This is a genomic window from Candidatus Nitronereus thalassa (assembly GCF_032191465.1).
Taxonomy (GTDB): domain Bacteria; phylum Nitrospirota; class Nitrospiria; order Nitrospirales; family UBA8639; genus Nitronereus; species Nitronereus thalassa.
Window position 1 is genome coordinate 2611085 of sequence record NZ_JAQOUE010000001.1, and the last position, 14279, is coordinate 2625363.

The following is a 14279-nucleotide window of genomic DNA, read 5'->3' on the forward strand; positions in this document are numbered from 1 at the left end:
GTCTCCCTTTCCCAATTGGCCTTGAGTGACTAAGTCATTCCCCATCATCCCAAAGCCTATAATCAATCGGAGGACAGTTTATTTTGCTTAGTTCATCAGTTGTAGTGTCCTCTTTCGTAAACACTGGACATGCCTTTGGGAACTCGCTGACCGGATGTTCGCCCATGGTTAAACACTGTGCCGGGTTTTCTGGGCACAGTGTTTTCTTGTAGACAACTTGAAGCATGGAATGAGCATTCCTGACTTGGCGGAATGTTTGGCCTTCGGTTAAATATTTGCGCGCAGAACCCTTGTTATACATGACATTCTGGGGCTCATCCTTCCATCTGGGATGATGCACCAGACCAAAGGCATGTCCCAACTCGTGGATTAAAAGATTTGGGTCGGTTTTTACCCCCAAAGCGATAATTCGTTTGTCATGGACGTTCTCGGGTAAAATATCATCGATTTTTATGTTCTCACCCCGCTCGGCGTGGCTGTCCTTCTGACGGTCGCAATTCACTCCGCTCGTCGCACTCATGTCATTTCCATCACCACGTACCTTGAGCATGTAATACACATTGATCATGTCTTTTTCGAACCCTACGACCTTTTGGAGATGCCGTACCTGAGAGTTGGTAGAAAAATTGTTGCAATCAAATTTCAAAAATTCTTTGTTGGCCGGGAAGTCTACGTTGGCCGGGTCGCCCATAGATAAAGTTTTGACCTCGGGATTTGAGGGACTCCACATTAAATCGAGAGCGATACCTTGCCGCTCTCTTTCCCAAATCTCATTTGTGTTTCCAACTGCGTCAATGGCTTTCTTCTTGAGAAACTCCACATCACCAGGTCTCTCAATCTCGGTGAAGATCACAATCCAAATTTTAATCGGAATCAAATATTCTTCCAGAAATGTTATTGGTAAAATATCATCCGCCCTAGGTGTCCATTTTTTGCTTTGGGAATTTCCCTGAATGGGTTGGTAGAGAGTAGGCGGATGGTGTTTGGCAAAACCAAAGATACGCACCGGGGGGCCGGTAAAGTTTTTTGTAAGTCGTAATTCGTTTTTGAATAGTCTAATACTCTCTTCCCTGTCAGGGGTTCCTTTAATAGTCCCATAGACCTCTATTCCTGCTTCCTCTAGGTTTCCATTAGCATGTACCCGGACTTTGTCGCCCCCGCCGGCGTTTGCCATTAAAGAAAAGGCCAATCCACCCGCTCCTATTAGAAGACCTAGCAATGTCAACATCCTTACTTGCCGTTTAGAAGGAAACTTTCTTGAGTTTCTTGTGTTCCCTTTAAAAATTTGAAACATGAATGGTATAGACATTGTAGAGCCCTCCACAATTCTAAAGGAGTCTTTTACTCCCTCTTTCTTGAATGTCTTATTTAGGGAAGAATGGGAAAATTATAAATTTTTAAAAATTTTTCTGAACAATGTTAAATCCCCCATCTTTATGAAGCCCGGGTATCAAGAGCCATATTGCAAACGGGCAAGACTTGGTCCTTCCAGAACAGGATCTCTTCCTTTCACTTACTCTGATTTTCCAATAGAAATTATTTACGGAATGGCCGAAACGGTGGCTCGAGGTTAGGGTCGAACCTTTTGGTGGATTGGAAAATGGTAGGTACTGTTTGGTGCGGTGTTCCATAGGTCTCTCAACCTTTCTCACGTTCATAAATCGGGCGTTGTTCTTTATCTTTCAAATCCATGACATTAAAAACGATTCTTTCAGTCGTACCGATTAAAGCACCAGTGGCTGTATCAATCCTGCCCGCACCTAGATCAATGTTGGGCTCAGTCAAATGTCGCGTTTTCTCCGTTTCCTCTGCGGTTATCCTCAGGTAAGAATCAACCGGACTTAGAGGTGGTGCTGATATTGAGATAGTTAGGTGGGCCATCTCCAAAAGAAAAGATTCCCTTGGGGTTAATATCCGCGTTAGACCTGGTAAACGATTCTTTTGCGATGATTGGAACCGCTCCGGCGGTTCCGGTTCACATTGAGGGGGCATCGGTGGGGAAAGAAGTGTTCCCTCCCTCGGACTTGATGTCATTTGGAAATGGTTCGCCATTCTTATTGCTCTGCCTTGAATGACGATTTTTCCACTACTCTCAAGGGCTGGCTGAGGGGGCGGCGGTGGCCCGCGTGGTGGAGCAGGGAAATCGTACCGACTTGTCTCGATACATCCCGTCTCCGCTATCGTTATTTTCTCATTCCGAGTAAAGGCCCTAAGGTTTATTGGCCTAAAGAAGGGAACTAAATCGTCGGAGTTTAAGTTCTTTTCGAAAAGTTTGTTAACCGGATTAGCCTTTTGAATATTATTTTTCGTAGCTACATGAAAGGTTCCCGAAGTTAGGGTTGAATTTCTCCCAACACCTACGACTTGGGCCATAGGGCTACTCTTGGCGGAAGTGGTAGCATCAGCTTGATCATGTGTAAAGACGGCCTTGTGACCTTCCCCAATGTTGATGCTGAACTCTTGAGGCCCATGATAGTGGGTCGTTCCCTTTTTAGTTTGGCCATAAATTTTTTCCCTGTTTCCTGATCGGTGGCCTGCCTTGGTACCTAGAGAAGCATCTACCGTGATGGAAGTCTCATGGGCCCAAGAAGGAACTCCCAGGGTAAGGGCAATGAGCAATGCCTGAACTAGAGGAGCCCTAAACAGATTGACATCCTTATTGCCGCTGCTGCGGTCTTGACCATGGCTCACGCTGGGCCCTGGTCCACAGAAACTTTTGGTGGATATTGAAGGGAATGGGGGAAGAAAAGGGGTCGGGTGGGACTTTTTTTCTAATATAAAGTCAGCGAACGTTTGTCGTTTGGTATTATTTTTCCCTCCCTCCTCCTCGTGAGGGGCACTGTGTAGCAAGTCAGCGAAAATTTGTCGCTTAGTATTATTTTTCTCTATCGGGGCCATGTGAGTGCCACCGAATAGAAAGTACCCTGCACTTTCTGGTGTTCGGTGTTCCATCGGAATTTGCTCCTTTTTGGAACCGACACCACTTCTTGTGGGAAAGCCTTTGACCTTACCTCGTGCAAGGCCTAGGTCTTCAGACCTGATACAAAGATAGATGGTATTTAAAAAATTCCAGATTCTATCTCTGGCCTGAATTACCTTTTTCTTATATTTCCGCAATTGTAAGACTTGAGACATGTTGCGCCTTTTCAATCCCCGATTTCAATACTTTTTAATTTTTTGTAATACGTAATTTGAGCACGCAAAAGGAATGCCAGATTTTGAACTTTCCAATAGAGATCACTCTTTCGAGTTACTCGACTAGAACGTGAACGGACTAGCTTGCTTGGAAAACTAGTGATGGTATTGCTGATTTTGAGGTGGCACTGGTCGAAAGAAAGACATGACTTTTGCTGCGGGAAAGTCGTTGCAATATAGTATATCCTTTTTATTTTTGAGGAATATGTCTACCGTGTTAACAAATTATGAAAAAGCCATGGGGATGCATGAAAAAGATTTTTCTGGCACCTTCTCTTTCAACTTCCTCTCCTGAATTGAAGCCATTTCCAAATTGGAAACATTCGACAGCTATTAAAGCTTTCTTCATTTTCTCTTTGCTATGGGTATAAAATTCATGGCAATAATTTTTCATAATGCAAAATCAATAAAAAGTTGGACCCTTAATATTATTGTCTCCCTAGGTCAACGTACCCTATCTCTTTGCTGTTGGGGGGGAGCATTCTTTTCGCCGATCCCCCTCTTTATTCGTTTGTTTTTTCAAGATCGCCAAATAAAAAATTCTTGGTTATTCCAGCCTGCCTGACTTTTCCGCCCATACGCCAATTGGCGTAAAGTGGAAATTTTATTCAAATCCAGGGAAGAAAAAGGGTTATCTTTCAATTCCTTCATAATCTGGTTTACGAAAAGTGACCACTTTGTGGACAATGGCTCAAAGACGAAAGCTGGTTTGTATGGTGGTTGTTGGGAATTTCTGGACAGGGGATCTCATTAAGTAATTGGCATAGGAATTGAAATAGTATTTCCAGAACTCAGGATATAATGAGGAATTGATTTATGAAAAATTTTAGTGAGCACAACCAAAATCTTTAGCTCAGGCTTCGTACCCGTTCATAGCGAGGTGTAGCACCCACCTTGCGCCTGCGTGGCAATTTACCCTCCTCCTTAATTGCCATGGCACATGAAGGCTGAGCTAATTGAAGGAGGGGCCCATGACTCCTCCCTCACCTCCCCACTCCCTGCAGGAACGCCTACTTCCCCTGCAGGGGGCGCGGGAGCCCAAAATCCCCAACACCAATTCGGCTATGAGAATCCAACGCTGTGTCGTGCTCGAGTCTCCTAATAAAGATCCCCACCACAAGCAACGGTGTAATTATTAGAGATAACAATGATTGAAAATCCCCCTTTACCCAAAGGGGAATTTTCAATAGCAAACCCAGAGTAGAGCTACCTGGAAAGCACGGGATTCAAGATAGATCCCCGCTAAAAACTGCGGTGATGACTAATAAGCTGGTTGTTGAATTGGTAGAAACAATTTGAATACGTGGGCTATTTATTACACAATAACGCTCATAATTTGTGTTGCACTCGGTAGGCATACATCGCCATCCCTGCCGCCACTGCAGCGTTTAGTGAAGACGTGCCCTTCGTCATGGGAATGGCAACCTTCTCGGCAGCACTACTTTCCGGCAGTCCTTCACCTTCTTCCCCAATCAATAGGCGCACATGTTTTGGCCATCGATAGGTGGTTAGGTTTTTTCCTGAAACATCCATTGCTACAAGCGTTGTGAGTATTTGGTCATGGTTGAGATCGTGGATCGACGGGCCTTTGACAAATTCTACATTCAATACGGCCCCACTTGCTGAACGGGTGGACGCAGGGTGAAAGGGAGACGCGGCTTCCTTCAATAAAATGACCTTTTGGACACCCAATGCCTGGCAGGTTCGTACTACCGCCCCAACATTTTTTGGGTCGCCGAGGGGGCACAGTAACTCTAGTCCCTGGGGAGCCTCCTTTTGGTTCCAATCGACAATCTCCGGAGTTCGACACACGGCAATTGGCGTCTTGGTGCCGAAGACATCTAATTCCTTAAACAATGGGCCTTCAAGGCAATGGTGAGTTACCGTCTCGGGGACGGATAAATCGTTCGCCCACAAGACCGGATAGATCAATTCAAGGCAACGATCCGGTTGTGTGTGAAGAATTTCTCGAACGACCCGTTCTCCAAACATTAGAAATTGCTGATGCTTATGTACCCCACGCGAATTTAATAGCTGTAGCCAGCGTTTAAAACGGGCATTCCCCCGGCTGTTTATTTGCATCTTCATGGGCTACCGACTTGTGTCTCTCCTCCCTCTTTCTTTTGTCCCTACTTAAGAGGAAACCATGGTCTTGTGAACCTAAGTGCTGATTTTTACAGAAGAAAACAATGTAGACAGTTACAACCATTATGTAAACAACGTTTCCAGTATCTGCTTGTCTTCATGGCCAGAGCCCATGTCGCCATTTTCGATTTTACACGAAAATTCATCAACAAAAACAACGGGATTGAATCAATGCATTTTGTCTTTATGCGGTATTTCCATGCTTGGCACAAGGGTTGCTTTATTCATGAATTAAGGAAGACCAACTTCCCACTTTTAAAGGAGAACACAATCGTGAACATGTCTTGGGCCATTGTTATTTCCGGAATACTGACCACGCTCATCGTCGTCTTCGTACTTGTGCGTATTTGGTCGGAGAAAGGTTCCAAGAAAATCACGGGAGATTGGTCTTCCGATAGCGATAGTTAGTTTATTCATCCATTACCCACTAAGGAGGAAGCCATGGTTACAGAACATTCATCAACTCAACAACCTCAAGGTCACACCAATGCTGACGGGTCTGATTCGGGTAAGTCGTCTGCTCCTCAAAACGCGCCGAGGTCTTCAGCAATTTTTTCAGGTTCAAAAACCTTAGGGACGGTGTTAGTCGTGGATGACGAACCTGATGTCAGGAAGGTCATTCGAATGACGCTTGAAAAGAGTGGCTATCACGTCATTGAAGCGGAAGATGGGGACCAGGCCATCAAGGTTCTCAACGCCGGGGAAAACCCTATTTTGGTCGATACAATTATTACGGACATTCGTATGCCCAAAATCAATGGGGTGGAAGCCATCAACTATTTCCAACAGCAGTACCCCAGTATGCCCTTGGTCGTACTCACGGGGTATCCGGATTTAGATATGGCAACATCTTTTATGACCAGCGGCATTGTGGACTATCTCGTGAAGCCGGTTGAAAAAGAAAAGTTGAAAGCCACGGTGGCCAAGGCCATTGAACAACGTCAAATTTCTTTTATGTAAATAAGCCAAAGAGTAGGTCATCACGTATGAAATTGGTGAACAACCTTCGGCTTCCACCCACAAGAGGAGTCTTCCCTCCTTGGGGAGGCTCCTTCGAGGGCTTGGTTCTGACAAGAAGTCAGAGTAATCACCAGGAGGGTATGTTCGTGGCTATGGAATTTTTCTTTTTGTTGGCGGCGGCATGATTGGAGGAATACATCATGACGGACATTGGACGAATGAAAGTCGCCATCCTTGGTGGGGGCCAAAGAACCCAACCTCTTATGGAGTTACTCGGGCATCTTCACGATATCCAAATTGTGGAACTGTCGCCTCAGGGTTCCTCTGTGGAGAAAACTTCTCCTTCTTCCCTTTTAGGGGCTTTGGGCAACCTCGACTCATCGGCTCCGGCCAATGCCTTATTACAGCCTCATCTGGTCATTGATACCACCGGCCACCTTCAGTCGTCAGAATCCAATTCAAACTCGTCCGAACAATCTGTCGAGGTCCTGAAGGGCAACGGCGCCAAGTTATTGTTGGAACTCGCCGAGCAGGAACATCAAGTCCGAGGCCAAATTTCCCATACCGAAAAACTCGCGACAGTTGGGACTATGGTTCTGGGCATTGCGCACGATATTAATAATCCCCTTCATGTGATTCTCGGGTTCAGTGAAAACCTGTGTGACGAGGCTTATTCAGAAGAGATTCGCGACCAGGCCAAAGAAATTCATCAAGCGGCTAAACGGATCATTACCATGTGTCAGCACCTGACCGGGTATGCCCGTCACGGGCAGACCCATCCTCTTTCTATTATTGATCTTGAGGAGCAACTGGATGAATCGTTGAAGATCGCAAAATACGCGGCGTCGTTTAATAGGGTGTCAATCCTCAAATCCTATTCTTCCAAAGCCAGAGTGTTAGCCAAAGCCGAAGAGCTCACTCAAATATTTGTCAATTTGGTCTTAAATGCGATTCAAGCGATGAATGGCTCCGGGACCTTGACCTTATCTTCCGTTACTCACCAAGAAAAGATCTGCGTCAAAATTCAGGATACCGGTCCGGGAATTCCTCCCACGCACCTGCCGAAGATCTTTGAACCCTTTTTCACCACGAAACCTCCTGGAAAGGGTACCGGATTAGGGCTGCACTCCGTGCGAACGCTGGTCCACAAAAATCAAGGAAAAATTTTCGTTGAAAGCGAAGTGGGGCAAGGGACCTGTTTCCACCTGGAATTTCCCAACCCTTCTTCTCGGGAGGGATGTTGATATGGATCCCTTCCAATATAAGCAACAGGCTGCGCACAGACGGCAAGGCCTCAAGAAAAAAATCATTTTGTCTATTTTGATCGTGGGCATCCTTCCTTTGGTCATTGGCCAAATTATGTCTTTTTATAAAGGACGCGAGGAAATTCTCGAAGTGAATGGAGATAATTTTCAGGCCTTGGCCATAGAAACGGCGCGAGGTCTTGACTTGACTCTCATGGAAGAAGTCGCGCAAGCCGAACGCATTGCAGCTGAACCGGAAATGATACGGGAATTGGAAGCCCGTCGTGATGCGCTCTCCACTTTGGACCCGGAACAGCTTATTCAGCTGTCGGCCCAAGCCCATGAAGCATGGAGGCACCAAACTCCTTCGTTAGTCGAAGAAATCACGCAAGGGCCTTTAGCGTTGATTCTTCATCAATATTATCTGCGAACCTTCCAGAGTTCAGGCCGCGCGACGGCTGCCTTGCCACGGTCATCCACTCGTGCGCTGTTTGTCACCGATATTGCCGGACGGCTCGTCGCCAGTTTGAACACCAATGTAGAGTTTTTGCATGCTGACCAACCGTGGTGGAAGGGGGCGTTCCACAGTGGAGCGGGGAAGCCGTATTTGGGAGCCGTGTCATTTCACAAGGACCTCGGGACCCACACGATTGCTCTTTCCATTCCCATATTGGATAGCATTCGGTATCAAGCCGTCGGCATTCTTCATCGGGTTTATGATGTCACCGAATTTTTTGCACCAACGATTGAGAGCATTCAATTTGGCGAGACTGGTCATGTCATGCTGGTCGACAGTCAAGGGACGGTCATCTATTGCCCCGTGTTGGAAACTGGGTCTCGTCTTTCTTTAACCGAACTTCCTTCTTCGATGGTGGCGGACCAATCAGGGTGGACTCAGACGGCGGGGGATGGCCATGATGGCCACACGACGTCCATCATCGGATTTGCCGCCTTACAGGGGACGAATCGCATCACGACTTCTTCAACTCAAACCTCCTGGCATACTTTTGTGTGGAAACATCCCGATGAACTTTTTGCCCCGATTCAGCATCTCCAAATCTGGAACGGGATATTTGGCCTCATTGCGATCAGCCTGCTTATTGCCTTAGGGGCGATGGCCGCCGAACGCATTGTGAACCCGATTCGTCGGCTTCAAGATGCGGCGCGTCTTATTGGAAAGGGTGAGTTGGTAGAACCTCTCAACATTCAGACGGGCGATGAAATCCAAGAGTTGGCGGAAGAAGTGAATCGCATGAATCAACAGTTGGTCAGTGCCATGGGCGGCCTTCGAAGCGAAGTGGAATCTAAAACCCAAGAAATGTTGGATTTGCAAGAGTCTACATCCAAAATTCTTCATAACGTACCCACTCCGGTAATCCTTCTCGACTCCCAGGAACGGGTGACTTATCTCAATCAGGCCGGACGAGAGGCGCTGGGGTGGAACATGGACACGTTGGAGAGTTTGAAACTTTTCGATCTTCTCCCGGTCAAGGAGCCCATTCAGCAAAAGCTTCGAGAAGAGCTCAATGCCCAATCCACAGGAACCGAGGAAGCCCAAAACCATCACATGGCCAATGGCCATAAGGAAAAATTCGCACTGAAAGATCCTTTGTCAGCAGATTTAGATTTGGAGTCTGAGCTTCCAAAGAATATGCTTGAAATCAATGATCGAATGTTCTGGTATGACTGGTTTTTCATAAAAGCACGATTTCCTGAAAAAGGGGCAATTGGTCTGGTCCTTCGAGACGCGACGGAAGAAAGCCTGGTGCAGGAACAATTAGCCTATAGGGAAAAAATCTCGAGTTTAGGCATTCTTTCTTCGGGGATTGGCCATGAGCTAAACAATCCATTGGTTGGGGTCATTGGATTGGGGGAAGCGATTCAGGAAGAAGAAAACCTTACGCAAGCGAAAACCTTGGCCAAGGAAATTGTTCAGCATGGGCAGCGAATGGCCAACGTCATTCGAAACATTTCCGGTCAAGTTCGCGGACAAGCCCAAGGGCAGGTCCGGGACGTTCTGGTGGTTGACGAAATTGGGAAAGCTTGGGAACTCGTTAAGGAAAGTCTGAATCCGTCGTCCATCACGGTAAATACGGCTTACCAATGCAACTCAGCAATTCGCGCACAACCAGAAGAAATCCGCCAGATATTCGTGAATGTCTTAACCAACTCGGTCCAAGCCATGGAGGGAAAGGGGTCCCTGTCCCTATCAACTCATTGTTCGGATGAGCTTATTACGATTTCCATACAAGATTCAGGGCCCGGCATTCCCAAGGCGCATGTGTCCAAAATTTTCGACCCTTTCTTTACTACCAAACGCCAAGGAGAGGGATCGGGACTCGGGCTCACCATTGCCCGTAGAATTATTTCGAGATACCACGGATCCATTCAGATGACCAGTCCTGAACATCAAGGAACCGTGTGTCTCATTTCCTTTCCCACTCAGGGGAAAGTGAAACGAGAGGAGGGCGACCATGAAAAAATGGCTCAATCATAAAGTATTCTTAGAAGTCGTGCTTGTTGTAATGTTGGTCGGGATGTCCCTGAATTTGTCGCATGGCGAAAAAAGTTCAAGCGAATCGAATCATCAAATGAAGGGCATTTCTCCTGAACGAGTTGCCGACTTTGTGCACGATATTGTCGAGGCCGATCGAACCGTGTATTCAACGTTTATTGTAGAGCGTTTGCAGAAAAAGAATATTTTGCACGCGTCTGAACATTGGGAAAACCAAGATGCGCTTCCACTTCCCGCTCAGCTGTTACAAAAAGCCGGAAAACTGGTGGCGGAAAAAGGAAGAGGTATTCGATACCGACTGGTCAGCATGTGGCCAATTTATGAACGAAATGGTCCGGTCACGGAATTTGAGCGAGAGGGATTACAGGCGGTGAGTGACAACCCCAATAAGCCCTTTACGGGAGTCATCACGAGTGGCAAACTTCGATATTACCAAGCCATTTATGCAGATAAAGCCATTACGAAAGCTTGTGTAGAATGCCATAATACCCATCGATTAAGTCCGAAACGCGACTTTCAGTTGAATGACGTCATGGGCGCGATTGTGATTACCATTCCCCTGGACGAGTAAGGCTGGAAGAAATAGCTGAATTGGAGGGGTTAGGGTTGTCAAAGTCAAAAGACTGGCTAGCCAGACTCAACCAGATTCGCAACTTCTGCCTTTCTAGCTCCAAATACCTTTCTAATTTCGACGAATTTATCAGGGAAAGTCTCAAGCACCATTAAATTTCCGGCGGATCTACCGTATCCCGCAACTAGCTTTATCAAGTTCTGCTAATCAAACACCTCCCATCCCTTTGATGATTCGGGCTTCTATATTTTTTGAAAGGCCTTGACTTGTCATAATATGTCCATTATTCTGGACATATGGACATACAAAAAGCCCTCATTGCCTTTGATGCTCTTTCCCAGGAAACCCGGTTGCGGGTGTTTCGCCTCTTGGTCGAACATGGCTCGAGCGGCGCCCCTGCGGGAGCCTTAAGTGAAGCCCTGGACATTCCGCATAACACGTTATCCTTTCATTTATCCCATATGAGCAACGCGGGCCTTGTTGTCTCGCAGCGTAAGGGTCGTTCCATCATCTACAGCGCGAACTTTGAGTTTTTTACCAACCTCATCCGGTTTATGGTGGAAGATTGTTGCAGTTCTGAAATGGCCAGCATACGAGACAATAAGAAGAAACAATGCAGCATTATTGAGCTTGCCCATTGCTGTGAACCTTAACTCAAGGAGAAAGTCTCATGAAACGTCTCCATATTCATGTCGGTGTGAGTGAACTTGATCAATCGATTCGTTTTTATAGTGCTTTATTTAATGCTGCACCCGTGAAGATCAAACCTGGCTATTCGAAATGGCTGCTCGACGATCCTTCCATGAATTTTGCCATTTCGACTCGTGTCTCTACCCAGGGCGTTGACCACTTGGGAATTCAGGTGGACGATGCTCAGGAATTAGAGGAGATGCGGGAACGTCTTAAACATGCAGGCATGTCTGTCTTCGATGAAGGGGAAACGGTATGTTGCTTTGCGCGGTCGGATAAAACCTGGGTGCAGGACCCCTCGGGCCTTCCCTGGGAAGCATATCGGACAATGGAGGAAGTGGAGGTGTTCTCCGACAAAATGCATCATGCAGAAAACGCCTGTTCCACACCTGATACGTCGAATGAAGCTGAGTGTTGTGAGCCCTCACCTGCCTCGCAGGCCTGTTGCACCACATGAGTGTTCGCCCATTCAACGTGTTGTTTCTCTGCACCGGCAATTCAGCGCGGAGCATTATGGCCGAAGGGCTGTTGAAATTTTGGGGGAAAGGAAAATTTCAAGGCTATAGTGCGGGGAGTCATCCTAAAGGCGAGGTGCATCCCTTCGCACTTGATTTGCTCACGCGCTTGGATTTTCCTACTGACGGATTGCGCAGCAAGAGTTGGGAGGAATTTGCCCAACCAACTGCACCAAAAATAGATTTCGTGTTCACTGTCTGTGACAACGCCAGGGTTGAAACCTGTCCCGTGTGGCCTGGCCAGCCGATGACCGCCCATTGGGGCGTAGCTGATCCAGCTGTGGTTGGAGGGGATCACATTCAAAGAATGCAAGCCTTCCGCCAAGCCTTTCGTGAACTGGAAAATCGGATCAAGATTTTTACCAGTTTGCCCATTCGATACTTGGATTCCATGAAGCTCCAACAGACCCTGCATGAAATTGGTCAGATTTCCATCGAGCACGCTCAATCAGAACCGACGGAATCACATCTCTACAAGCTGATGAAGGAAGAATAAGATGAGCGTGGCATGTGAACCACTGTCCCAGGAAACTCAGCACACGCCCCTTGGCCCATTTGAGCGATTCTTAACGGTATGGGTCGGACTGTGTATTTTGGTTGGCATTGGGCTTGGCCACTTTTTCCCTTCCGTATTTCATGTTCTGGGGCAGTGGGAAGTGGCGCAAGTAAACATTCCGATAGCTGTCCTTATCTGGCTTATGATGGTACCGATGCTGCTCAAGATTGACTTTGCGGCCCTCCACCACGTGACCAATCATTGGAAAGGTATCGGCGTCACGCTGTTCATCAACTGGGCGGTCAAGCCATTTTCCATGGCGGTGCTTGGGTGGTTTTTCATTCGGATCGTGTTCGACCCGTATCTTCCCATGGACCAACAAGACGACTATATCGCGGGATTAATTCTGTTGGCCGCTGCCCCGTGTACCGCCATGGTGTTTGTTTGGAGTCACCTCTCGAAGGGGGAACCTCATTTCACCCTGACCCAGGTGGCCTTGAATGACCTGATAATGATTGTTGCCTTTGCTCCGATTGTTGGCCTTTTGCTGGGATTATCCGCGATTACCGTACCCTGGGAGACGCTATTTCTTTCGGTGGGTCTTTACATCGTGATTCCCGTGGCCTTTGCCCAGTGGTGGCGACGCAGCCTTTTACATCATGGCGGCACACAAAAACTTGGGCACGTGTTGTCCCGTATGCATCCCATTTCCTTGGTAGCGTTGTTAGCTACCCTTGTGGTGTTATTTGGATTTCAAGGCGAACAAATTTTGGCGCAGCCGCTGATCATTGCCATGTTGGCTGTGCCCATTCTGATTCAAGTCTATTTGAATTCCGGCCTTTCTTATATCTTAAACAGGACATTCGGGGTGGCGCATTGCGTCGCAGCTCCTTCGGCCTTAATCGGAGCCAGTAATTTTTTTGAATTGGCTGTCGCCACAGCAATTGTGCTATTTGGCTTTAATTCGGGAGCGGCGCTGGCTACGGTGGTTGGCGTCCTAGTAGAGGTCCCTGTCATGTTGTCGGTCGTCGCCATCGTGAATCAAACAAAGGTCTGGTATGAACAGGGATCTCATGTTCATGCTCCCCTGCCAAGGACCTAAAATCCAAGTATGGAGCCAGCAGGGAGTTAAGAAAGACCCCTTTTTCACTTATCCCATTAATACTCCACACTAGGTGAACCTGCAGCGAGGAAGTCAGACATAAATTTATCTTCTTTTAAATTTCTTTCTCCATATACATAGTGTCTTTTACTCTTTTGCTGGAAATAAACCTGGCCATTCGTCTGGCCTAATCATTACGTCACAAAAGAATTGTTTCTTCTGAACAACTGGACGTAGGATGGCTGACCATCCTTCTTCTAGACCCACTTGACGATTTCCTTCATCGTTATTTCTGAGGAAAGCGTTTATCTTCCCGCTGTGGCCCACCGCTAGAACATTGGTATCGGGATTTTGTTTTGACCTTTTCCAAAGTTCATCTGCCAGATTATTAAAATCTCCAAATCTGGGTTTAAAATCATCACTCGGGTCGACTTTCTTTTTGAATAGGACAAGTAAACTGGCAGTGTCGGTTGTTCGTTTCCAAGGACTCGCCACGGCATGTTCTATTTCCATATTTCGATTTAATATTTCTCCCGAATTATAGGCTTTCTTCAAACCATCGGTCGTTAGTGGTATCCATTGATCGTCCTTGCAGTGCTCCCTATCTTTTTCAAAATGACGAAAGAGTAAGACAAAGCCCTTCCTGGTTTTGAGGCCGTCCTGTAATGCTTTCTGTTGCACTTTACTAAGATTACTCCAACTTGGGCATGCATTTTCTAGCCAGCTCTCATTTTCAGCAGCAAGAGAGGTAGCAGAGTGGAGTGTAAGAAAACATGCACCTAACATCAGCACATAGCATAATTGTTTTAAAAAAAAGAGAGGGTTCATGAAAATATTCCTTTTTCT

Annotated in this window: 13 protein-coding genes; 10 read left to right on the forward strand and 3 right to left on the reverse strand. The window is 46.8% G+C overall.

Annotation, left to right across the window (positions count from 1 at the left end; all coding sequences use genetic code 11):
* Positions 1-34: 34 nt before the first annotated feature.
* Positions 35-1189, reverse strand: coding sequence for a hypothetical protein (locus PPG34_RS11760; protein WP_313833510.1), 1155 nt, complete (start codon positions 1187-1189; stop codon positions 35-37).
* A 2977-nt stretch (positions 1190-4166) separates the two neighbouring features.
* Here PPG34_RS11760 and PPG34_RS11765 point away from each other — a divergent pair.
* The gene (locus PPG34_RS11765) at positions 4167-4334 is read left to right on the forward strand and encodes a hypothetical protein (protein ID WP_313833511.1); all 168 of its coding nucleotides are present in this window, start codon (positions 4167-4169) and stop codon (positions 4332-4334) included.
* A 190-nt stretch (positions 4335-4524) separates the two neighbouring features.
* Here the strand turns inward: PPG34_RS11765 and PPG34_RS11770 are convergent, their stop codons facing one another.
* Entirely contained in the window at positions 4525-5283 is a 759-nt protein-coding gene (locus tag PPG34_RS11770; RefSeq protein WP_313833512.1) for a TrmH family RNA methyltransferase, read from the reverse strand.
* 330 nt (positions 5284-5613) lie between these two features.
* Between PPG34_RS11770 and PPG34_RS11775 the strand changes: the two genes are divergently transcribed.
* The 9 genes from PPG34_RS11775 (at position 5614) to arsB (ending at position 13433) form a co-directional block, all read left to right on the forward strand.
* The gene (locus PPG34_RS11775) at positions 5614-5748 is read left to right on the forward strand and encodes a hypothetical protein (protein ID WP_313833514.1); all 135 of its coding nucleotides are present in this window, start codon (positions 5614-5616) and stop codon (positions 5746-5748) included.
* Positions 5749-5781: 33 nt separating this feature from the next.
* Positions 5782-6300 carry a response regulator gene (locus tag PPG34_RS11780; protein WP_313833515.1) on the forward strand — a complete coding sequence of 173 codons (519 nt, stop codon included), beginning with the start codon at positions 5782-5784 and terminating at the stop codon, positions 6298-6300.
* Positions 6301-6500: 200 nt separating this feature from the next.
* Positions 6501-7544 carry a sensor histidine kinase gene (locus PPG34_RS11785; protein WP_313833516.1) on the forward strand — a complete coding sequence of 348 codons (1044 nt, stop codon included), beginning with the start codon at positions 6501-6503 and terminating at the stop codon, positions 7542-7544.
* Between the two features lies 1 nt (position 7545).
* A complete protein-coding gene (locus tag PPG34_RS11790; RefSeq protein ID WP_313833517.1) occupies positions 7546-10041 on the forward strand; it encodes an ATP-binding protein in 2496 nt (831 codons plus the stop codon).
* Positions 10019-10630 carry a Tll0287-like domain-containing protein gene (locus PPG34_RS11795; protein WP_313833518.1) on the forward strand — a complete coding sequence of 204 codons (612 nt, stop codon included), beginning with the start codon at positions 10019-10021 and terminating at the stop codon, positions 10628-10630. The genes PPG34_RS11790 and PPG34_RS11795 overlap by 23 nt, the downstream gene beginning before the upstream one ends.
* A gap of 296 nt (positions 10631-10926) precedes the next feature.
* Positions 10927-11283, forward strand: a complete 357-nt coding sequence (locus PPG34_RS11800) for an ArsR/SmtB family transcription factor (RefSeq protein WP_313833520.1) — start codon at positions 10927-10929, stop codon at positions 11281-11283.
* Between the two features lie 17 nt (positions 11284-11300).
* Positions 11301-11777, forward strand: coding sequence for an ArsI/CadI family heavy metal resistance metalloenzyme (locus PPG34_RS11805; protein ID WP_313833521.1), 477 nt, complete (start codon positions 11301-11303; stop codon positions 11775-11777).
* On the forward strand, positions 11774-12331 hold the full coding sequence (locus PPG34_RS11810) for an arsenate reductase ArsC (RefSeq protein ID WP_313833522.1): 558 nt from the start codon (positions 11774-11776) through the stop codon (positions 12329-12331). Before PPG34_RS11805 ends, PPG34_RS11810 begins: the two co-directional genes overlap by 4 nt.
* 1 nt (position 12332) lies before the next feature.
* Positions 12333-13433 (forward strand): ACR3 family arsenite efflux transporter, encoded by a 1101-nt coding sequence (gene arsB / locus PPG34_RS11815; RefSeq protein ID WP_313833523.1) that lies wholly within the window; start codon positions 12333-12335, stop codon positions 13431-13433.
* Positions 13434-13580: 147 nt separating this feature from the next.
* Here the strand turns inward: arsB and PPG34_RS11820 are convergent, their stop codons facing one another.
* A complete protein-coding gene (locus PPG34_RS11820; protein ID WP_313833524.1) occupies positions 13581-14261 on the reverse strand; it encodes a histidine phosphatase family protein in 681 nt (226 codons plus the stop codon).
* Positions 14262-14279: the final 18 nt, after the last annotated feature.